This window comes from Nocardia nova NBRC 15556 (genome assembly GCF_001613005.1).
GTDB lineage: Bacteria > Actinomycetota > Actinomycetes > Mycobacteriales > Mycobacteriaceae > Nocardia > Nocardia nova.
Window position 1 is genome coordinate 1 of sequence record NZ_BDBN01000013.1, and the last position, 19,547, is coordinate 19,547.

18 protein-coding genes and 3 pseudogenes are annotated in these 19,547 nt (G+C 68.6%); 10 read left to right on the forward strand and 11 right to left on the reverse strand.

What is annotated here, in order from left to right:
• Positions 1 to 613: pseudogene (locus tag NN2_RS37650) on the forward strand (Fe-S oxidoreductase); the annotation flags it as partial.
• 163 nt (positions 614 to 776) lie between these two features.
• Here the strand turns inward: NN2_RS37650 and NN2_RS06610 are convergent.
• The 3 genes from NN2_RS06610 to NN2_RS06620 all read right to left on the reverse strand — a co-directional run bounded on the left by NN2_RS06610 (position 777) and on the right by NN2_RS06620 (position 2,959).
• On the reverse strand, positions 777 to 1,454 hold the full coding sequence (locus NN2_RS06610) for a DUF8020 domain-containing protein (RefSeq protein WP_030514312.1): 678 nt from the start codon (positions 1,452 to 1,454) through the stop codon (positions 777 to 779).
• 233 nt (positions 1,455 to 1,687) lie between these two features.
• Complete coding sequence (locus NN2_RS06615) at positions 1,688 to 2,356, reverse strand: DUF8020 domain-containing protein (protein WP_063011355.1); 669 nt, start codon at positions 2,354 to 2,356, stop codon at positions 1,688 to 1,690.
• A gap of 153 nt (positions 2,357 to 2,509) precedes the next feature.
• Positions 2,510 to 2,959 carry a hypothetical protein gene (locus NN2_RS06620; protein ID WP_030514310.1) on the reverse strand — a complete coding sequence of 150 codons (450 nt, stop codon included), beginning with the start codon at positions 2,957 to 2,959 and terminating at the stop codon, positions 2,510 to 2,512.
• Positions 2,960 to 3,227: 268 nt separating this feature from the next.
• On the opposite strand from NN2_RS06620, the gene NN2_RS06625 reads away from it, so the two are divergent.
• The 3 genes and pseudogenes from NN2_RS06625 to NN2_RS06635 form a co-directional block, all read left to right on the forward strand.
• Positions 3,228 to 4,565, forward strand: a complete 1,338-nt coding sequence (locus NN2_RS06625; protein ID WP_082856777.1) for an NsdA family TPR-like regulatory protein — start codon at positions 3,228 to 3,230, stop codon at positions 4,563 to 4,565.
• 92 nt (positions 4,566 to 4,657) lie between these two features.
• Positions 4,658 to 5,917 (forward strand): pyridoxal phosphate-dependent aminotransferase, encoded by a 1,260-nt coding sequence (locus NN2_RS06630; protein ID WP_036523778.1) that lies wholly within the window; start codon positions 4,658 to 4,660, stop codon positions 5,915 to 5,917.
• A 385-nt stretch (positions 5,918 to 6,302) separates the two neighbouring features.
• Positions 6,303 to 7,526, forward strand: a pseudogene (locus NN2_RS06635) (YibE/F family protein); the annotation flags it as partial.
• Positions 7,527 to 8,101: 575 nt separating this feature from the next.
• Here the strand turns inward: NN2_RS06635 and NN2_RS06640 are convergent.
• Together NN2_RS06640 and NN2_RS06645 are read right to left on the reverse strand one after the other, a co-directional pair.
• A complete protein-coding gene (locus NN2_RS06640; protein WP_063011359.1) occupies positions 8,102 to 9,304 on the reverse strand; it encodes an MFS transporter in 1,203 nt (400 codons plus the stop codon).
• 102 nt (positions 9,305 to 9,406) lie between these two features.
• The gene (locus tag NN2_RS06645) at positions 9,407 to 9,997 is read right to left on the reverse strand and encodes a TetR/AcrR family transcriptional regulator (RefSeq protein ID WP_063011361.1); all 591 of its coding nucleotides are present in this window, start codon (positions 9,995 to 9,997) and stop codon (positions 9,407 to 9,409) included.
• A gap of 67 nt (positions 9,998 to 10,064) precedes the next feature.
• Here NN2_RS06645 and NN2_RS06650 point away from each other — a divergent pair, with 67 nt between their 5' ends.
• Positions 10,065 to 10,904 (forward strand): SDR family oxidoreductase, encoded by an 840-nt coding sequence (locus tag NN2_RS06650; protein WP_063910697.1) that lies wholly within the window; start codon positions 10,065 to 10,067, stop codon positions 10,902 to 10,904.
• 127 nt (positions 10,905 to 11,031) lie between these two features.
• Positions 11,032 to 11,460, forward strand: coding sequence for a hypothetical protein (locus NN2_RS06655; protein ID WP_064907133.1), 429 nt, complete (start codon positions 11,032 to 11,034; stop codon positions 11,458 to 11,460).
• Between the two features lie 87 nt (positions 11,461 to 11,547).
• On the opposite strand, the gene NN2_RS06660 is transcribed toward NN2_RS06655, so the two are convergent.
• Positions 11,548 to 12,240, reverse strand: coding sequence for a helix-turn-helix transcriptional regulator (locus NN2_RS06660; protein ID WP_030514302.1), 693 nt, complete (start codon positions 12,238 to 12,240; stop codon positions 11,548 to 11,550).
• 134 nt (positions 12,241 to 12,374) lie between these two features.
• Between NN2_RS06660 and NN2_RS06665 the strand changes: the two genes are divergently transcribed.
• Positions 12,375 to 12,899, forward strand: coding sequence for a DUF2231 domain-containing protein (locus tag NN2_RS06665; RefSeq protein WP_063011363.1), 525 nt, complete (start codon positions 12,375 to 12,377; stop codon positions 12,897 to 12,899).
• A gap of 28 nt (positions 12,900 to 12,927) precedes the next feature.
• Positions 12,928 to 13,359, forward strand: coding sequence for a hypothetical protein (locus NN2_RS06670; RefSeq protein WP_063011365.1), 432 nt, complete (start codon positions 12,928 to 12,930; stop codon positions 13,357 to 13,359).
• A 26-nt stretch (positions 13,360 to 13,385) separates the two neighbouring features.
• Here NN2_RS06670 and NN2_RS06675 read toward each other — a convergent pair whose 3' ends face one another.
• The 4 genes from NN2_RS06675 to NN2_RS06690 all read right to left on the reverse strand — a co-directional run bounded on the left by NN2_RS06675 (position 13,386) and on the right by NN2_RS06690 (position 17,334).
• Positions 13,386 to 13,934, reverse strand: a complete 549-nt coding sequence (locus tag NN2_RS06675) for an SLOG cluster 4 domain-containing protein (RefSeq protein ID WP_245658577.1) — start codon at positions 13,932 to 13,934, stop codon at positions 13,386 to 13,388.
• Positions 13,931 to 14,341: a hypothetical protein gene (locus tag NN2_RS06680; protein WP_063011367.1), complete on the reverse strand. Its 411-nt coding sequence runs from the start codon at positions 14,339 to 14,341 to the stop codon at positions 13,931 to 13,933. Before NN2_RS06680 ends, NN2_RS06675 begins: the two co-directional genes overlap by 4 nt.
• A gap of 131 nt (positions 14,342 to 14,472) precedes the next feature.
• The gene (locus NN2_RS06685) at positions 14,473 to 15,861 is read right to left on the reverse strand and encodes a DUF7159 family protein (protein WP_063910698.1); all 1,389 of its coding nucleotides are present in this window, start codon (positions 15,859 to 15,861) and stop codon (positions 14,473 to 14,475) included.
• A 150-nt stretch (positions 15,862 to 16,011) separates the two neighbouring features.
• Positions 16,012 to 17,334 (reverse strand): UDP-glucose dehydrogenase family protein, encoded by a 1,323-nt coding sequence (locus NN2_RS06690; protein ID WP_030514296.1) that lies wholly within the window; start codon positions 17,332 to 17,334, stop codon positions 16,012 to 16,014.
• Between the two features lie 124 nt (positions 17,335 to 17,458).
• Here NN2_RS06690 and NN2_RS06695 point away from each other — a divergent pair, with 124 nt between their 5' ends.
• Positions 17,459 to 17,995, forward strand: a complete 537-nt coding sequence (locus NN2_RS06695; RefSeq protein ID WP_063011369.1) for a YdcF family protein — start codon at positions 17,459 to 17,461, stop codon at positions 17,993 to 17,995.
• Between the two features lie 38 nt (positions 17,996 to 18,033).
• On the opposite strand, the gene NN2_RS06700 is transcribed toward NN2_RS06695, so the two are convergent.
• Positions 18,034 to 19,086: a M48 family metalloprotease gene (locus tag NN2_RS06700; protein WP_063011371.1), complete on the reverse strand. Its 1,053-nt coding sequence runs from the start codon at positions 19,084 to 19,086 to the stop codon at positions 18,034 to 18,036.
• A 138-nt stretch (positions 19,087 to 19,224) separates the two neighbouring features.
• On the opposite strand from NN2_RS06700, the pseudogene NN2_RS06705 reads away from it, so the two are divergent.
• Positions 19,225 to 19,547, forward strand: a pseudogene (locus tag NN2_RS06705) (hypothetical protein); the annotation flags it as partial.

Sequence of the window (19,547 nt, forward strand, 5' to 3'; positions counted from 1 at the left end):
AACTCCGAAGCCCGCCGAGGCCCCCGCGGCAGAGGCGTCCGCAGCCGAGGCTCCGGCAGCCGAGAGCGCCGAGGCTCCGGCAGCACCGACCGCCAAGCCCGGCGGCCTGGCCATGAAGGGTGCCGCGAAGGCACCCGGCGGCAAGGGCCTCGCCATGAAGGGCAAGGCGAAGGCTCCGGGCGCCAAGCCCGCTAGCGAAGCCCCGGCCGAGGCGCCCGCTTCGGAGGCGCCCGCGGAACCGGCCGAGTCGGCTCCGACCGCCACGTCCACCGGCCCCACCGAAACCAAACCGACGGTGGCGCCGAAGGGTCTGGCGATGAAGTCCGGCTTCAAGCGCCCCGGCCCCAAGGCCCCGGGCACCGCCGCGCCCGCCGCTTCCGAATCCGCCCCGGCGGCAAAGGAATCCGGTAACGGCGCGGCACCGGCCGACGCGGCCGGCGGCGAAGCAGCCGAGACCGAGGCTCCGGCTACCGAGTCGGCTCCCGCACCGGAGGCACCGGCGGCCTCTACCGAATCCGCCGACAGCGGCAACGGTGAGGTCCAGCCTCCGACCGCCAAGCCGGGTGGCCTGGGCTTCAAGTCCGGAGCGAAGGCCCCGGGCCGCAAGAAGTAGTTCGCCTCACCGCACGGGGGCGCTGCCGACACCGGCAGCGCCCCCGTGTCGTTTCCGGCACTACCGGCCTGCGAATCGGAGCATTCACGGATAGCGGCGGGTTCGCCGCAACGCCGAAGGCCGGCCGCTGCGCGAGCGACCGGCCTTCGATGGTGTGTAACTCCTAGTTGCCCGCGGAGTCCTTGGCCCACTTGCTGGTTCCCGGGGCGGCCTGCAGGGTGTTGATCAGGTCCATACCCGCGATGCCGAGTGCGGGGCCACCGACGGCGATGGTGCCGAGGATGCCGCCGACGCCGGCGCCGGCGATCGCGGCGGGGATGCAGCCCACGCCGAGCAGCGGCAGGCCCAGGATGCAGCCGGTGATTCCGCCGACCACGACGCCGATCGCGGTGCCGACGAATCCGCCCACGGCCGTGGCGAGTCCGAACTGGGTGGAGAAGTCGTTCATCGCGCGCTGGTTCTCGAGCGGCGACGCGATCGACTGGACGGTGACCGGATGGTCGGTGGTCATCGTCTTCTGCGGCGTCAGTTCGAGGACGGTGCCGTCGTTCTTCACCACCGGCTTCACCGGAACGGCGACATCGTCGACGCGCACATCGGTGGGCAGCGAAACCACGGTGGCGCCGTGGGAATCGGTGACGGAGTACGACTTCTCGTCCTGCGCCAGCCGGAAGGTCCCCCCTTGCAAGGTCGTCACGACCGTCTTGTCCACGAGTTTGACCGAGTACCTGATCCCGGTCTGCTCCGGCGTGGGAGCCGGGTCGGCGTGGGCGGTGGTCAGCCCGGCGGTCAGTGCGCCGATCGTCAGCGCGGAGGCCGCGGTGAGGCTGCGGAGATTCATCGATACTTCCATTCCGTCATCGAATCTCGGCGCCCGCCCCCTCGACGAGCGCCGTCACACCTGCGGGTTTGCGGTGAATTCGCTTCGAGCTCACCACTTTCGGCCACGCAAGCGGGTCGATGTTACGCGCATGCCCACCAGCGGAGGAGCCCCCAGTACTGGGGGCCCTCACAAGGCACTGTGCCGCGAATCGGGTTGCGGCACAGTCGGACCGCGGTCGGCCGGAACCGGACCTACTTGTCGTCGGCCCACTTGGTCGTACCCGGCGCGGCCGACAGGGTGCCGATCATGTCCAATCCGGTGATCGCCAGCGCGGGACCACCGATCGCGATCGTTCCCAGGATGCCACCGATACCGGCGCCGGCGACCGCGGCCGGAATGCACCCGACACCCAGCAGCGGCAAACCCAGGATGCAGCCGGTGACACCGCCGATGATGGCGCCGACAGCGGTACCCAGGAAGGTGCCGACGGCGGTCGCGACGCCGAAATTGGTTTCGAAGTCGTTCATCGCGCGATGGTTCTCCAGCGGCGAGGCGATCGGTTGTACGGTGACCGGCTTGTCGACGGTGACGGTGCGCTGCGGCGTCAACTCGAGGATGGTGCCGTCGTTCTTGACCACCGGTGTCACTGGCACCTCGGTCCCGGCGACGCGCACCTCGGTCGGCAGTGAGACCACGGTGGCGCCGTGGGGATCGGTGATGGCGTAGGACTTGCCGTCCGCGGCGATCCGGAAGGTGCCGCCCTGCAGGGTGGTCACCACGGTCTTGTCGACGAGTCTCATGGAGTACTTGATCGCCGCCGGTTGGGGTGCGGCGGCCGGTTCGGCGTGCGCGGCCGTGGTTCCGGCGGTGACGGCGCCGACGACCAGTGCGGATATCGCGGTAAGGCGCTGGAGCTTCATCCGGCAATCTTAAACGTCAACATGTCACAAATGGGTCAAATCTGAAGAAGGACTGTTCCGGATGTGATGGTATCCACGTTCCGAATCCGGGTCCGCCCCCGACAGGCAACGAGGCGGACCCGGATCGGCAGCGGCGAGGACCGGTCTGCGGGTTCAGTCCTCGCCGCCTCTTCCCACCGCCAGCGCCGTCGTGACGACTATCGAAAGGGGTGGAAGTTCCAGGTCGGGCCCCGGCGGCACGATCCAGTGACAACCCTCGCGGGTCCATCGGCCCAGGCTGGTGGGCATCATGATCTCGCCGCCGTCGGCCGGGATGCCGATATCGAGACGCTGCAGAATCTCCGCGATCTGCCCACCGGGCCGGCTGTCGGGAAATACGAGAAAGCTCCAGCGCGCGCGCCGGGCCAGCACCGGCCCGCACCCGCCGTGTTCGGTCAGCGATCGGCACACCGCTTCGGCGCGGTCGGCCGGCAGATGCACGACACCGACGGCGCCGGTCACCGGCAGCGTGACGAATCCCCCACGCTGGATACATGTCAGACCGGCGTGATGCCGATAGAACATCACCCAATCGTCGGCGGTTCTGAGCTTCTCGACGTTCACAGTTTCCCGACCTTCACGGCGACTCTCTCGATATCTTCAAGGCTCCCGCCACTGCGACGTCCCCGAAACGCCCCCACACGCGCCCTGCACTGCCCTTTCACTGCCCAAACCGCCGGGACCAGCCAATTCCCCTGTACCAGCTCGGTTTCGGTTGTGGCCGTGATCACCGTCCGCTCGTACTCTGGAGACCAGTTCGCGCGGAAGGGATGACATCGTGGTCCGGCAGTGGTCAGGTAAGGAAGCCCGCGCCCTCCGCGATGCCAAACGCATGAGCATCAGGGAGTTCGCGGCCCATCTCGGTGTACACGAACGCCTGGTGTCGAAATGGGAGGCTGGCGGTGCCCGGGTGCATCCGCGCCCGGTCAACCAGGCCGCGCTGGACACATCACTCGCCAGGTCCGACGAAGTCGTGCGGGCACGGTTCGCGGCCATGATCGATCAGCCCGTCATCGATCGGCCGGAACCGGAATTCGAGGTGCGTCAAGGTCATTCGACGCGCAGCAAGTATTCGAGCGACGCGGAACTTTTGGCACTCGTAGACGCAGGTGCGATGAGAGGTGATGCGTTAGCCGAGATTTCGGAGAGGGATCTGATCATGGCGGCTGCCCACGAAGCCAGCGAGCACGCCGGTCGCGCCGAGGCGAGTAACGTCGGCGCCTCCGCGCTGGAACAGCTCGACGCCGATGCCACCCGCATCGCCAGAGAGTATGTCCACGTGCCGCCGGTTCCGATGATGGTGGAGATGCTGCGGGTGCGCCGGCGGGTGTACCGGCTGCTCGAAGGCCACCAGAAGCCCGCGGACACAAGCCATTTGTATCTGCTGGCCGGAACGCTGTCGGGTCTGCTGGCCAACGCCAGTACCGATCTCGGACATCTCGACGCCGCCGGAGAACAGGCCCGTGCGGCCTGGGCCTATGCGGAACTGTGCGGCCACAACGGATTACGCGCGTGGACGCGCGGCATGCAGGCGCTGATCGAATACTGGTCCGAGCGGCCGCGCCGGGCGGTGGCACTCGCGCAGAACGGTCAGCAGTACGCCGACTCGGTGACCGCGAAGGTCCGGCTGCACAACATCGAGGCGCGCATCTGGTCCAAACTCGGCAGCGCCGCGGACGCCGAACGCTGCATCCGCGCCGCCGAGGCCGCACGCGCGGGCACCGGCACCGACGAACTGCACGACGAGACCGGCGGTGTCTTCGGCTTCCCGGAGGCCAAGAGTCATTACTACGCCGGCGCCACCTACATCCATCTCGGCCAGGCCGAACCGGCCCTGGCCGAAACCCAGCGCACCATCGAGTTGTACAGCGGCGGCCCCCGCGAACAGCGGTCGTACGGAGCCGAGGCGCTCGCGCGGGTCGACAACGCGGCGGCCCAGCTGATCAACGGCAGTCTCGACGGCGCCGGCGACGCACTGAGTCCGGTACTCGAACTCTCCGAGGATCGCCGCATCGCCCAACTCGAGGAGCGGCTCACCGGACTGCGCCGTCGCATCGCCACTCCCCGCTTCCGCGACGCGGTCGAGGCGCGCCGTCTGGACGAACGGATCGAGGAGTTCTGCGGCACCACGGTCGCCACCGGGATGCTGCCGGCCAATCCGCCGACCTGAGCGGCGGGCGCGCCGGCCCCGATGTGACCGGCGCAACGCCGATACGGCGCGGGGGCGATGCCTCGGATATGCAGTTGCGAGGCGGTGGCACCATTGAACAGGTGAGCCCTACCAGTCAGTCACCGCATCAGCCGCCCCGGATTCTGGAGCAGTCCCTGAAGCTCCAGAACGTTCTCTACGAAATCCGTGGGCCGGTGCACGCACATGCGGCACGACTGGAGGCCGAGGGCCATCGCATCCTGAAGCTGAACATCGGCAACCCGGCGCCGTTCGGTTTCGACGCCCCCGATGTGATCATGCGCGACATGATCGCCGCGCTGCCGTACGCGCAGGGCTACTCCGAATCCAAGGGCATCCTGCCCGCGCGCCGCGCGATCGTGACCCGGTACGAGCTGGTCCCCGGCTTCCCCGAATTCGACGTGGACGACGTCTACCTGGGCAACGGCGTCTCCGAACTGATCACGATGACGATGCAGGCGCTGCTCGACAGCGGCGACGAGGTGCTCATCCCCGCACCGGACTATCCGCTGTGGACCGCCATGACCAGTCTCGCCGGCGGCACCGCCGTGCACTACCTGTGCGACGAGTCCAACGGCTGGCAGCCGGATGTGGCCGATATCGAATCGAAGATCACCGACAAGACCAAGGCCCTGCTGGTGATCAACCCGAACAACCCCACCGGCGCGGTGTACTCGTCGGAGGTGCTGCAGCAGCTCGTGGACCTCGCTCGTAAACATCAGCTGTTGCTGCTCGCCGACGAGATCTACGACAAGATCCTCTACGACGACACCAAGCACATCTCGCTCGCCAGCCTGGCTCCCGACCTGCTGTGCCTCACCTTCAACGGCCTCTCCAAGGCCTATCGCGTGGCCGGATACCGGTCCGGCTGGCTGGTCATCACCGGTCCCAAGGAACACGCGGCCGGATTCCTCGAGGGCATCGACCTGCTGGCCTCCACCCGGCTGTGTCCGAACGTGCCCGCTCAGCACGCGATTCAGGTGGCGCTCGGCGGCTACCAGAGCATCGAGGATCTGATCCTGCCCGGCGGGCGGCTGCTCGAGCAGCGCGATGTGGCGTGGGAGAAGCTCAATATGATCCCCGGCGTCTCGTGCGTGAAGCCGAAGGGCGCGCTGTACGCGTTCCCGCGGCTGGATCCCGAGGTGCACGACATCCACGACGACGGAAAACTGGTGCTCGACCTGCTGCTTCAGGAGAAGATCCTGATGGTGCAGGGCACCGGCTTCAACTGGCCGCAGCACGATCACCTGCGCATCGTGACGCTGCCGTGGGCCCGGGATCTGGCCGTGGCGATCGAGCGCTTCGGCAATTTCCTCTCCAGCTACCGCCAGTAGTCGGGGCCGGGACGTGCCAAAACAAACCGGGAGTTTGGAAAAGTAGGTTTTTGAAGACTTTACTGGCGCAAACTTCGAACTTTTGTGTACAGTAGTCCTCGGCACTCACAGTGCCCGGCCGAGCCGCCTACCCCCCCCTGGGCCGCTCGGCCCTGGATTCGACCGCCTACCCCCCTGGGCCGTCGGATCCCTTTCGGGCGGCGGAGACATCCCCCTGCTCTCCGCCGCCCGCTCCCCCGCCTCCCCGCTGTACCGCCTCTCCGCGTTTGCGTGATCAGGTGTGCGGTTGTTCTTTGAGGCTGAAGCGGGCGCGTGAATCCGGCCAAAGCACGCGGAGACGTAGTACGCGCTGCTGTTGAAAATAAGTTCCTTTAAGCTCGCTGCGGTGAGCGAGCATCATCATCACCATCATGACCATTCCGGGCCCATTGCTATCGGGGCTACGGCGGCTCGGGTGGTGGTGGGGGTGCTCACCGCGATCGGGGTGATCGTCGTGATCGCCATGATCTGGTTGTGGCCCAGTCGGCAGCATGTGGATATTCCGTTGCCGATGCAGAACGGTGGCGGCGGGGCGGTGCAGACCGAGGCCGGGACCGTGGCGATGCAGGATATGGGGCCGTGCGGGAGTCCGTCGAACGGGCGCGCGTTTCCCGATACTCCGCAACCACCGCCGACCAATGCCTACACCTGCCAGCGCAGTCTGGTCTCGATCGAATCGGGGCCGAACAAAGGCAGCCGTACGCTGCTCGAAATCGCGCCGGGGCCGGGACAACCCGATTTGCATGCCGGAGACCACATTCGGCTGGTTCGCCAGGACGACCCGAGCGGAACCACCATCTATTCCTTCGACGACTATTCGCGCGGCATGCCCCTGCTGCTGATCACGCTCGTCTTCGTGGTGGTGATCGTCGCGGTGGCGCGGTGGCGCGGTTTGCGCGCCGTGCTCGGCCTGGTGTTCGCCTTCGGGGTGCTGGTCGTATTCCTGCTGCCCGCACTGCTCGACGGGAAGCCCGCGCTGCCGGTTGCCCTCGTCTCGGGAGCGCTGATTCTCTACGCGGTCCTCTATCTGGCGCACGGCGTCAATCTGCGGACCAGTTCGGCGCTGCTGGGCACACTGAGCGCGATGGTGCTCGCGGCGGTGCTGTCGTGGGTCGCGCTGGAGGTGACGAATCTGACCGGATTGTCCGAGGAGCAGAACACCAACGTCGCCACCTATATCCAGCACGTCAGCATTACCGGCCTGCTGCTCGCGGGCTTCATCATCGGCTCCCTCGGTGTGCTCAACGACGTCACCATCACCCAGGCCTCGGCCGCTTTCGAACTCGCCGCACTCGACGAAGAGGCAACGCGGCGTGAGGTTTTCGCGGCCGCCATGCGCGTCGGCCGCGACCACATCGCCAGCACGGTGTACACCCTGGTCCTGGCCTACGCCGGCGGCGCGCTGCCGCTGCTGCTGATGTTCTCCGTCGCCGGGCGCTCCATCAGCGACGTGCTCACCGGTGATGCGGTGGCCATCGAAATCACCCGATCCGCGGTCGGCGGCATCTGCCTCGCACTGTCGGTGCCCTTGACCACCGCCATCGCGGTCCTGCTGGCCCGCCCCTTCGGGCAACGCGCCGGCTTCGACGACTACGAGCCCGAACCCGAACCCCGCCGTGCCGTTGCCACGGGCCGGCGCCGGGCGGAGAGTGCGGCCGAGACCACCGGCAGCCACCGCCGCGTCGCCGCGCGTGACGAGACCGCAGGAAGTCGGCGCGTGCAGGGCCGGGAGAACAGGGCCGGTCACGACCACATCGACCACCGCGGTGGACCGAATACGGGCAGTCATCGCCGCGTCGAAGGGCGTCCGGCCGAGCCGCCCACCCGTCGCCGCACCGCCCCCTCGCCCGATGCGACCGGGGGCCAACGCCGCGCCGACACCGGCGGCCACCGGCGCATCGACGATCCCCGGGCCGATACGGGCAGTCACCGGCGCATCGATGATCGCCGGACCGATACGGGCAGTCACCGGCGTATCGACGGCCGCACCGGAGAGCCCACCGGCGGCCACCGGCGCGTCCCGTCCGGCCGCCCTCACGACGACCCCCGGCCGAGCTGGCCCACCCGGCCACCGCGACCGGATGCCGAGCCATACCCCCGCAACGATCCCCCGCCGCGCAACCGATCCTCTTGGCCCACAACGGGTTACGGGGATTGATCGACGCGCTTTCGACTACCGGCGGTGAGGGTACCTGCCGCCGCGATCGCCAGCGCTGCTATCACCGCCGTAACAGCCCATCCGAACCAGCTCACCGCGGCCGCACCGAAGGCGGTGCCGGCGCTGCCCCCGACGAAATACACGACCATGTAGGCGCTGTTGAACCGGGCGGGTGAGCCCGGGTCGATGGCCAGCACCGTGCTCTGATTGGCGACCTGCGCCGCGAACAGGCCCGCGTCGAACAGACCGAGACAGAGCAGGGCGAGCACCGTATTCGACAGGGCGACAGCGAGTATCACCGCGGCTGTACCGGCGACGACGAGACCTACCAGGATCACACGACGCGCCCCCACCCGATCCGTCCACGCTCCCGCGATGCGCGTCGCGGCGACACCGGCCAGTCCGGCGAACGCGTACAAGCCGATTCGCTCGGACGAGTAGGAGAACGGCGGCTGCGACAAAGCCGCCGCGAGACCGCCCCACACCGTGCAGAAGGCGAAGAACCACAAGGTGCCGCGAAGGGCCGCCGACCCCAGCGACGGATAGCGGGTGAACAGTCTCGGCAGCCCGCGCAGCATCGCCAGATATCCGGAGGCGACCGGGGCGGTTGCGGCGGGCAGCACGACCCGGGTCGCCGCCGCGAGCACCACACACGCCGTCGCGAAGACGAGCAGCATGCCCCGCCAGCCGATGAGGTCGGTGAGCCAACCGCCGACGATTCGCCCGGCCAGTATTCCGGCCGAGATCCCCGCCGTCACGGTTCCCAGCACCGTCGCACGCCGGCTCGGTTCCGCGAAACGCCCTGCCACCGAGCTCATCTGGGCTCCCACCGAAGAGGCCGCACCGATCAGGCCGATCACCGGGCCGAGCAACCACACCGCCCCGGCCGCGGCGCCGATCGCCGAGGCCGCGGCGAGCGCGGCGAACTGCAGCGACACCACTGTCCGAGGTGGATACCGGTCCACCAGCGGAACCAGGAGGGCGAGCCCCAGCAGATAGCCGACCGGCCCGCACGCCAGCGCTATCCCCATTTCCGCGACCGACGCGTGCAGCGATCCCGCCACCGCCGCGATCCCCGGCTGCAGTACGTACATGGTCGCGGTGCCGAGCCCGGCCGCCACCGCCATCAGTCCGACGACGGCCGTGCGCAGGACCGGAGCACGGGTGTCGATCAGCAGGTCGTTGTCCATGAACACGACGCTAGGAATCGGTCCCGGCCGGTGCTGGCGCTAATCGGACGCGACCGTCGACGCTTCCCGAGGGAACCGGACGGCCAACTCGTTCAGCGTCGTTCAGTCCGGGAGGAGGCCCATCGCGGTCAGAATTCGGTCCGCATAGCCGGAATCGATGGTCTCCCCACTGACCAGCAGCCGGTAATAGAGGGCGCCGTAGATCAGATCGATGGCAGTGTCGGGGTCGAGACCCGCGGGAAGGCGGCCGGCGGATCGGGCGTCGGCGAGGAGCTCACCCACCTCGGCCCGCCGCCCGGCGATGAACCGATCTCGCAGCGCCGCAGCCAATTCCGGATCGTGCTGCGCGGCGGCGACCAGGGCTACGAAAGGACGTCGCGCGTCGGGATCGCTCATCAAGGTCGCCACGCGGCGGACCGTGGTGCGCAGACGGGTCAGGGCATCCCCCTCGGCGGGGACGCTCATCCGGTCCGCGAAGGCGTCGGTGAACGCATCCATCAGGACGGCCGCCTTGGTGGGCCACCAGCGGTAGATGGTGTTTTTGCTGACTCCGGCGCGGGCGGCGATCTCGTCCACACTCAGGCCCGGCAGGCCGCGGTCGGTCAGCAGGTCGCGGGCCGCCTCCAGCACCGCGCGCCTGGATCGTTCACTGCGCGGCCGGCCCGGACCGCGCGACTGTTTCACCTCGACCATGGCGCAAGTCTAACCTTTTGGATACGATACGAGCAGTATCTTAATTAACCGCAGGTGAGGACATGCGATGGCGACAGACAAGGTGTGGCTGATAACAGGGACCTCCTCCGGATTCGGATTGGCACTGACTCGTGCGATCGCGTCCGCCGGGGGCCGGATCGCGGCGACGGCCCGCGACCCTCAGCGCGCGCAGGCCCTGCGGGAACTGGCGGACGAGCATCCCGGGCGAATCCTGGTGACCCCGCTGGACGTCACCGACGCCGAGCAGTCCCGGCAGGCGATCGCGCGCGCGAAGCAGGCCTTCGGCCGGATCGACGTGGTCGTGAACAACGCCGGCTACGGGGTGTTCGGTGCGCTCGAGGAGATTCCGGACAGCGAAGTGCGCGCGGTATTCGAAACCAATGTGTTCGGATCGCTCAACGTCGTGCGCGCCGCACTGCCGGTATTGCGCGAGCAGAAGGGCGGCCACCTCGTGCAGATCTCGTCGGTAGCCGGTGTGGCCGCGCCGTCGCCGGGCCTGGGCCTTTATGCCGCAACGAAATTCGCCGTCGAGGGCATGAACGAGGGGCTGCTCCGGGAGGTCGCCCATCTCGGCATCGATGTGACCATCGTCGAGCCCGGAATGTTCGGCACCGGTTTCGTTGCGTCGCTGGGGATTACGCCTGTCACGCATCCCGACTACGGCGCCAGTGTCCGAGCGGCCTTCGACCGTTTGTCTACCCTGGACCCGAGCGTCTACGGCGATCCCGACGATGCCGCGCAGCAGATCATCGCGGCCGTCGAATCGCCCACACCGCCGCTGCGGCTACCGATCGGCCGGGACGCGATCACCGCGATCCGCGCCGAACTGACCGCCGAACTCGCCGCCCTCGACGCGCTGGACAGCGCCGCGGCGGCCGGCCGCTGATGCCGCACCGGATCGCGACGCCTCCCCGCGGGTTCGATCGCGGGGTGGCAGGCGCGCGCGAATGCCGCTAAGGTCGGTGCGTTCCACCGGCACGGTGCCGGGGGAATCTTCAACGGGGGTGGGCCGCATGGCATTCCGTAAATCGACGATCCAGAAACAGCTGGCCGAGAAGCTGGTCGAATTCGCCCCGCCGGGTGAGCAGATGCAGCTCGCCTTCCAGGCGATCACCGGCCCGAGCCCGTGGGTGGACGACCTGCCCTACGTGCGGTTCGCGATGCTGTTCGTGCGCAAGTACTACTTCGTCGTGCTGACCAATACGTCGGTCGTCATCGTCGAGGCCAACAAGTGGACGGGCCGGCCCGCGAACCTGGTGTGCGCCGAGCATTTCAGCACGGCCATGTTCACGGAGATGAAGATCAACCCGCTGTGGTCGAAGGTGTACTACCGCATGCCGCACACCGGAGCCCCCGAGCGCCTCAACGTGCATCGCCGCTGGCGCGAGGAACTCGACGCACTGGTGTCGCGACTCCCGCAGTTGGCCAACCTGGCCGCCTGAGAGCAGATCGGCTCATCGTGATGGCCGGCCGAAGTCTTCGCCGGCCATCACGCCCGGTTGCCGACCACAGCCTCGTCCCGCCCACACCTAGTGCGCGGGGCGGAGTTCCACGCAGCATTCGCCGGCGGTCGGCGCGAGTACCGCTTCGATCGCCTCGGCTTTCAGGCCCGTGAGCACCCCGCGCAGGTAGGCGTGGTTGAGGCCGCAGACCAGGCCGGGGGCTTGGGTGGAGAGGGGGTGGAAGGGGCAGTTGCGCAGGCGTAGGCAGTTCAGCGGGTCGCGGCTGGGTTCGAAGCCCTGGTCGGACAGGATCGCCTGCACCACCGTCAGGGCGCGCTCGACGCCGAGGCGGCCGGGGCGTAGGCGCTCGCGGGCGTTGTGGCCCAAGGCGTTTCCGCGTTCGGCCGCGACTCGTTCGGCGGCGTCGCGGGCCGTTTCGCCGGTACTCTCGGCCAGCACCGCATCCATCAGGATTTCGGCCAGCACTTCGTGGCGGCGTTCGGGGATGTTCACCCGCACCTCGGCGGCGGTGGGCTCGTACACCTTGGGAGCGCGGCCGACCCGGCGCAGGCCGCCGGTCTGTTCGTAACGCGCCTGGAGAAGTCCGGCGGCGACGAGTTTGTCCAGATGGAAGGCCGCCAGCTTCCGCGAGATCCCGACCTGTTCGGCCGCTTCGTCCCGAGTCACGGGCCGCCGGGCGCCGCGAATGAATCTGTACATGCCGCGCCGCAGGTCGTCATCGAGCACCGCGACCGCACCGATCGCCGAATCGCTGGTCATTCGACCACAATAACGCCGAATCCATTGGGTCGAAAGATCGATGGCATCGATTCACATGCGTTGTATTGACCACCGATACAGTTTCGCCAATACTTATTGGCGAAACTGAACCTCGACCGAGGGAGCGTGGAGCCATGGCCGGTGATGTCGCAGCCGGAGATATGGAGCAGGCCAAACAACCCGTCAGCGCCGCACTGGCCGGGCCGTACGGGCATCCGTTCCACCCGATCCTGGTGACGGTGCCGATCGGGGCGTGGGTCGCGAGCCTCGTCTTCGACATCGGCTCCCACATCGTCGACGACCCGCAGTTTCTCGCCCGCGGGGCCGAATGGCTGGTGGCGATCGGCGTGCTCGGCGCGTTGGCCGCCGCCTCGATCGGCTTTCTGGACCTGTTCGCCATCCCGTCCGGCACGCCCGCGTTCCGCATTGGGCTGATCCACATGAGCCTGAACCTGATCATCACCGTCGCCTATGCACTGAACTTCTGGTGGCGGACCGCGGCCGGCACCGATCGCGCGACACCCGTCGGGCCCCTGGTCTTGTCGATCGCATCCCTGCTCGTGCTGGGCATATCCGGATATCTCGGCGGCAAACTCGCCTACCGCTACGGCGTCCGGGTCGCCGGCGAAAGCACCCAGGCCACCGGCTACCGCCGCTGACCTTCCCTTCTCACACTCGGGAGTCATCATGGGCATCGCAGCTCTGATCCTCTGGCTGCTCACCGCGGGCGGAGGGTTCTTCCTGCTGGCCACCTGGATCGCCAAAGGCGGTGTGCGACAACCGGGTTCCAGTCATCTGCCGCCGCCGGTGGTCTTCGGGCACTTCCTGCTCGCCGTGGCCGGTCTGGTGGTGTGGATCGTCTATCTCGTGATCGACAACGACGCCTTGGCCTGGGTCGGATTCGGACTGCTGGTTCCGGTCGCGCTGCTCGGATTCGTGATGCTGTTGCGCTGGCTGCCCGTCTACCGCGCCCGCACCACCGGGCAGGTGACCGCACCCGAGGCCGGGGATCCCGCCGAGCGGCATTTCCCGGTGGCGATCGTCGGCGGGCACGGCGTCCTGGCCGTCGCGACTCTCGTACTCGTGCTGCTCACGGCTCTCGGCGTCGGCGGGAGCTAGCTTCGCGCCCTGAGGCGAGCCCGGCGTCAGCCGGCGGGTCGAGCACCGGCCACGGCGAATGCGACCGCCTCGGCCGCATTCGCCGCCCGGTGACTCCCCTCGACGGTCTCGCCCTCCGCATCGAGGATCTGCCATCCGCCGATCGACACCACCGGCACGCCCCCACGTCGATTCGCCAGCGCCAGCTCCGACAGCGTTCCCCAGGAACCGCCCACCACGACCACCGCATCCGCCGACGAGATCAGAATCGCGTTCCGTGCCTCGCCCATATTCGTGTACAGGACGGCGGAGAGTCCGGCACACACACCTGCTCGGCCGGTGTCCGGCCGTACTCCGATCACCAGGCCGCCTTCGGCCGACGCGCCCTCGGCGACCGCCGCCATCACCCCGGTTCCGCCGCCGCACAACACGACTGCGCCGGCCCGAGCCAGCAGCCGGCCGACCTCCCGCGCGGTAGCGGCCTCGGCGTTCGTGCAGTCGCGCGGCCCGCAGACCGCGATCTGGACAGGGGGCATCTCGCACACTCCTCGGACCAGCCGATAGGTGATGATCAGGCTGATCCGGTCGGATGTCACCGCCCGCGATGGGCGTTGAGCGACAGGCCGAGTCCGGCGACGGTGAGGCCCAGCAGACCGAAGACCGGTTGCAGCCAGAAGAACTGGCCGATGATTATCGGCTGCACCGCGACCCAGCCGACCAGTAGCGCACCGCTGCACACCGCCATCGCGGCCGCCCGATGATCGTTTCGAATGACCGCGGCGGCCGTCGCCGCCATCGGAACCGCCACGAGCAGACCGAGGAGAACGGCTGCGAGAACCGGACTGTGCAGGGGCAATCGCGCCTCGACGGCGGCACCGAGGTCGGCACCGCCACCGGCGAGACCGATGGCCCCGGCCGAGGCCCAGAACGCGATGAATGCTGCCACGCCCGCCAGCACCGCGCGGGTCAGCCGGATCGTCTTGACCTCGGTGGAAATCGTCATCATTCGACAGTGCCCGGTCGGCCACCGGTTGGGGCAGGGCCGAAGGTCGTTGCTTTGCCAGGCCCTCGGCCGAATCGAGGCGCATCACGGCCCCGGCCTCGTCAGCCCCCGCACCTCGGCGCGCTCCGGGCCTACTGCCGCGGCGGGAACGGTGGCAGCAGCGGCGGAATGGTCGGCACCACGATCGGCGGCAGGCCGGGGACGACGATGGTCGGTGGTCCCAAGGGCGCGGCCGAGGTGGTGGTGGTCGGCGCCTGCCAGTTGGGAGTGGGCGCGGCCACCGAGGCGTTGGTGGCATCGGTGGTCGGCGCGACCGAGGGGTCCGCGGAGGCGCGGGGCGGAGCGTCGGGCACCGAACTGGGGGCTGAGGTGTTGCTCTGGGAATCACCGCGGAGAACCGATTGGCCCCAGCCGAGACCGATCCCGAGCGCCGCGACGACGACCAGCGCACCGACCGCCACCCCGGCCACGCTCAACTCCCGGCGGCGACCGGCATCGACGGCGCCGACCTTGCCGCCGGGTGCGCTCTTGCCGCGCGCCTTGTTGCGTTTGCGGGCGCGTCGCAGCGCATCCTCGGACAACCACACCGGCGCCAATTGCACGGTGTCGTCGGCGGATCCGGGCCCGGGCGCCTGCGGGACGGGTGCGGGTGCGGCCACCTGGGCCGGGCGGGCGAGCAGCGCCGCGCCGCGCACGATCACGGTCTCCGGATCGGCGGGCACCAGCACGGGCATGCCCATCCACCGCTCCAGAATGCGCGCGATCAGCGGGATCCGGGCACACCCACCGATCACGAAGACCGCCTGCACGGCCTGTTCGGAGCGCATCATCACATCGCGGGTCATGCGGGCCGACGATTCGACGGCGAGCATGATCAGCGCTTCGAAGTTCTCCTGCGACAACAGCACCAGGCCGTGCTCGGACGGGACCGCGACCGCCGTGGTGCTCGACAGCTGTTCCTTGGCCTGCCGGCATACGCCGTCCAGGGCCGCCAAACCCTGTGCGGTGGGCGGATGTTCGATCCGGCCGGAAGCGATCTGCTGTTCACGGATCAGCGAATCCAGATAGTCGCCGCTGATGTCGCTGGTGCGCTCGCTGTGGCTCACCTTTCCGGATTCCACGTCGATCACGCTGACCGAGAGCCCGGAACTGCCGAGGTCGTAGAGCGCGACCGTGCGATAACCCTGCAGTTCACCGGTGGCGCGCAGGAATTCCCGCGCCGCCGCGACCTCGGGCACGAGTTCGTAGTTGGTGAGCTGACGGCGGGCGAGGGCGCCCCGCAGCGTGCGCGCGTGTTGTTCGTTGCGATAGGCCAGCGCGGTCGCGGCGATCTCCGGCGCGGAACCGAAGACGGCGCCGACGGTTTCGGCGGCCACATCGTCCATGGACTGCTGTTCGGCGACCGGCATCGCCTGGACGTCGAAGGCGGTGGAGACGAATCGTTCGGCGGAATTACCGGGATGTGGGATCGCGACGCGAATGGCGCCGGCCCCCACCGAAACTCCCAGTACCGAACTCATCTGCCGCCCATCTCGTTTCACGCTTCACGACCGGTACGCCCGACCGCCGCCCCCACGGCCTGCGCTGGGCCGTGCGAGCGAAGCCGGGCCGCTGTGCGGGCCCGATGCTCATGCCGCAGGGCGCCGCCACTCTACCTGGCTCCCGCCACCCTACGACGTGCCGAGTCCCGCGTACACCCATCCCGCGGCGGTCCACTCGGCGCGCTCGAGACAGTTGCGACCGTCGATGATGGAACGCCCGCGCACCACCGGCTCGAGGTCGCGCGGCGAGAGTGCGGTGAACTCGTCCCATTCCGTGAGAACCAGCACCACATCCGCTCGATCACAGGCCTCCGCCACCGAGGTCGCGTAGTTCAGCGTGGGAAACACCCGGCGCGAGTTCTCCAGCGCTTTCGGGTCGTAGACGGTGACCACGGCCCCGTGCAGCTGGATCATTCCGGCCACGTTCAGCGCGGGCGAATCGCGCACATCGTCGGATTCCGGTTTGAAGGCGGCGCCCAGCACCGCCACATTGGCGCCCAGCAGCGAGCCGCCGCACGCCTTGGCCGCCATATCGACCACCTTGGTGCGCCGGCGCATATTGATGTTGTCGACCTCACGCAGGAACGCGACCGCGTGATCGGCGCCGAGTTCCCCCGCGCGGGCCATGAACGCGCGGATGTCCTTGGGCAGGCAGCCGCCGCCGAAGCCGAGCCCGGCGTTGAGAAAGCGCCGGCCGATGCGGGCGTCGTGACCCAGCGCGTCGGCCAGCATCGTGACATCGGCCCCGGTCGCCTCGCAGACTTCGGAGACCGCGTTGATGAACGAGATCTTCGTGGCCAGGAACGCGTTGGCGGACACCTTCACCAATTCCGCGGTGGCCAGGTCGGTGAGCAGGAACGGCACCTGCGCCGCGATCAGGTCGGCGTAGATCTCGCGCACCTGCGCACGCACCCATTCGGCGCGTTCGCGTTCGGCGTCGACACCGAGGACCAGCCTGTCGGGCCGCAGGGTGTCACGCACCGCGAACCCCTCCCGCAGGAATTCCGGATTCCAGGCGACCTCGACGTCGGTGCGGGCGCGGGCCCGCATCCGGCGGCCCAGTTCCGCGGCCGTGCCGACGGGCACCGTCGACTTGCCGATCAGCACCGACGGCCGCTCCAGCAGCGGCGCCAGCGAATCGGCCACGGCATGGACATATTTCAGGTCCGCGCCGTATTCGCCCTTCTTCTGCGGCGTGCCGACACCGAGGAAATGGGCGTCGGCGTGCGCGGCCGCCTCCTCGTAGGAGGTGGTGAAGCGCAGTCGCCCGGCATCGAGATTGCGGCGCAACACCGCCTCCAGGCCGGGTTCGTAGAACGGCACGACGCCGTCGGACAATTTGGCCACTTTGCCGGGGTCGATATCCACCCCGAGCACCTCGTGACCGAGCTCGGCCATGCAGGCGGCATGGGTGGCTCCCAGATATCCCGTCCCGAATACCGTCAGACGCATAATCGATTGATACGTGCCGGGTATGGCCGGTCCGCGTCCACGAGGCGAGGGCGCAGGCAACAGTGGGTGTACAGGGAGAAACCGTCGCCGATCAGCGCATTCGCCGACCACCTACCATCGCAGGGTGCGAAAAAGGTGGTGGGTGCGCGGTGCGGTGGGGGTCGTGCTCGTGCTCGCCGTCGCGGTGGCGGCGCTGTGGCCGGTGTACGTGCGCCCGCGGACCGACACCCCGCACGCGGCCGATGCCATCCTGGTGCTCGGCGGAGCCCACGACGGCCGCGAGGAACTGGCGCTGCGCCTGGCCCACGACGGTTACGCCCCGCAGGTGGTGTTCTCCGATCCGTACGACCACTCCCCGCTGATCAACCGAATCTGTCACGGCGGCTACAGCTTCCGGGTGAGCTGCTTCGATCCCGAGCCGCGCACCACACGCGGTGAGGGACGCGAACTGGCCGCCCGCGCCGCCCGCGAGAACTGGCGGCGCGTGATCGTGGTGACCTTCACGCCGCACATCTCCCGCGCCCGGTATGTGCTCGGCAAGTGCTGGGGCGGTGAGATTCTCCTCGTCGACGCGCATCCGCACATCGGTGCCGCGCGATGGGCCTACCAGTACCTGTATCAGTCCTCGGGGTACATCAAAGCCGCATTCGAGGACTGCTGAACCGGTCCGGCATCCGCGGCGGGGGCCGGACCGCCACCCTATCGCTCGGTACCGGTAAATCCTTGTGCCGCACCGCTTTCCGGAAGCACAGGCCCCGAATAGCCGGCGATACGCACCCGCTCGTCCATGCGATCGCGGATGTGGCGAACGCGTTCGTCCACCGAGGTCCGCGGCGCGTACGCCGACACCGAGAGGGCATACAGCGCGGCCGCGTCGCCGGACTCCGCCCGCCGTTCCTGCAGTGCCACACCGAGGTCCGTGCCGTATCCCAGGTCGACGGCGGCGCGGTCGGCCCGGTAGTCGATGCGGCGCACGACCGGCACGAGCGCGCAGGCCGCCACCTCCGGAGCGATGCGCAGCAGCAGTGCGGCCGGAAGTCCCACGATCACAGTGGTGGCCGCGATCGCCGGGCAGGCGACCAGCACCCGGCTGACCGCACTCCAGCCGATCCCGAAGATCCGGGCCGCCGGTGGCGTCATCCGCCGCGTCAGCCACGCTCCGACCGCGGCCGGACCCGAGAGCAACACCCGCTCCAGCCATACCAACGGCAGATTGAAATATCGGAATACGAACTGGCACAGCGCTACTCGTCCTTCGGACCGATATCCGAGTTCACGGGCCAGCACCGCTTCGAGTTGCCGTGGGGGCGCACCGAGTACGGCGGAGGGGACCGCGATCATCCGCCGGGGCAGCAGCAATTCGCGCTCGCTCTCCCGGATCCACAGCGAGTGCGAGGAGGAGGCGATGCCGGACCGCCGGGCCACCCGCTCCCACGCCGTCGTCAGCGCGTGCCGCTCGGCGGAGGTGGGCGCACGCACCCCGAAACGTGCCGTCAACCACCGCCGCTCGGCGCCCAGGAAGAACACCACCGCGACGAGTACGCACACCGCCAGCCACGCGATGGCGAGGATGCCGAGGGTGCCGAAGCCCATCGCCAAACCGAGCCCGTAGAGCAGCACCGTGAGGATCGCGGCGGTGGGTGCGGCCGCCAGTACCAGCGCCGTCCAGGAGCGGATCCGGTCGGTCGCGGAGGGCCGGATGGCCGCGCCCGCACCGGGGTCGTTCGCCTTCGCTGTCGAGTCAAAGGTCATGCACCACGGTAAAGGGAGAGCGCAAAACCGCACGTCGCGGGGCGTTACACGGCGGTAACCGAGCGGCAAAACGGACACCACACGGGACCTGCACCCTCGAAAGGCCGCGCCGAGCGCGGAAACGATGAGGAGTAGATCGTGGTTGATGTGCAAACCCGTCCGGCGACCGCTGCCGCCGCGACGAAGGAAACCCTCGAGGACTACACGCTGCGCTTCGCGCCCCGCAGCTACCGCAAATGGAGTCCGGCCGTGGTGGGCGTCTCCGCGCTGGGCGGCATCGCCTATCTCGCGGATTTCTCCATCGGCGCGAACATCGGCATCGCGAACGGCACCGGAAACGCGTTGCTGGGCATCGGAATCTTCGCGATCGTCATCATGATCACCGGATTTCCGCTGGCCTACTACGCCGCCCGCTACAACATCGATCTGGATCTGATCACTCGCGGCAGTGGGTTCGGCTA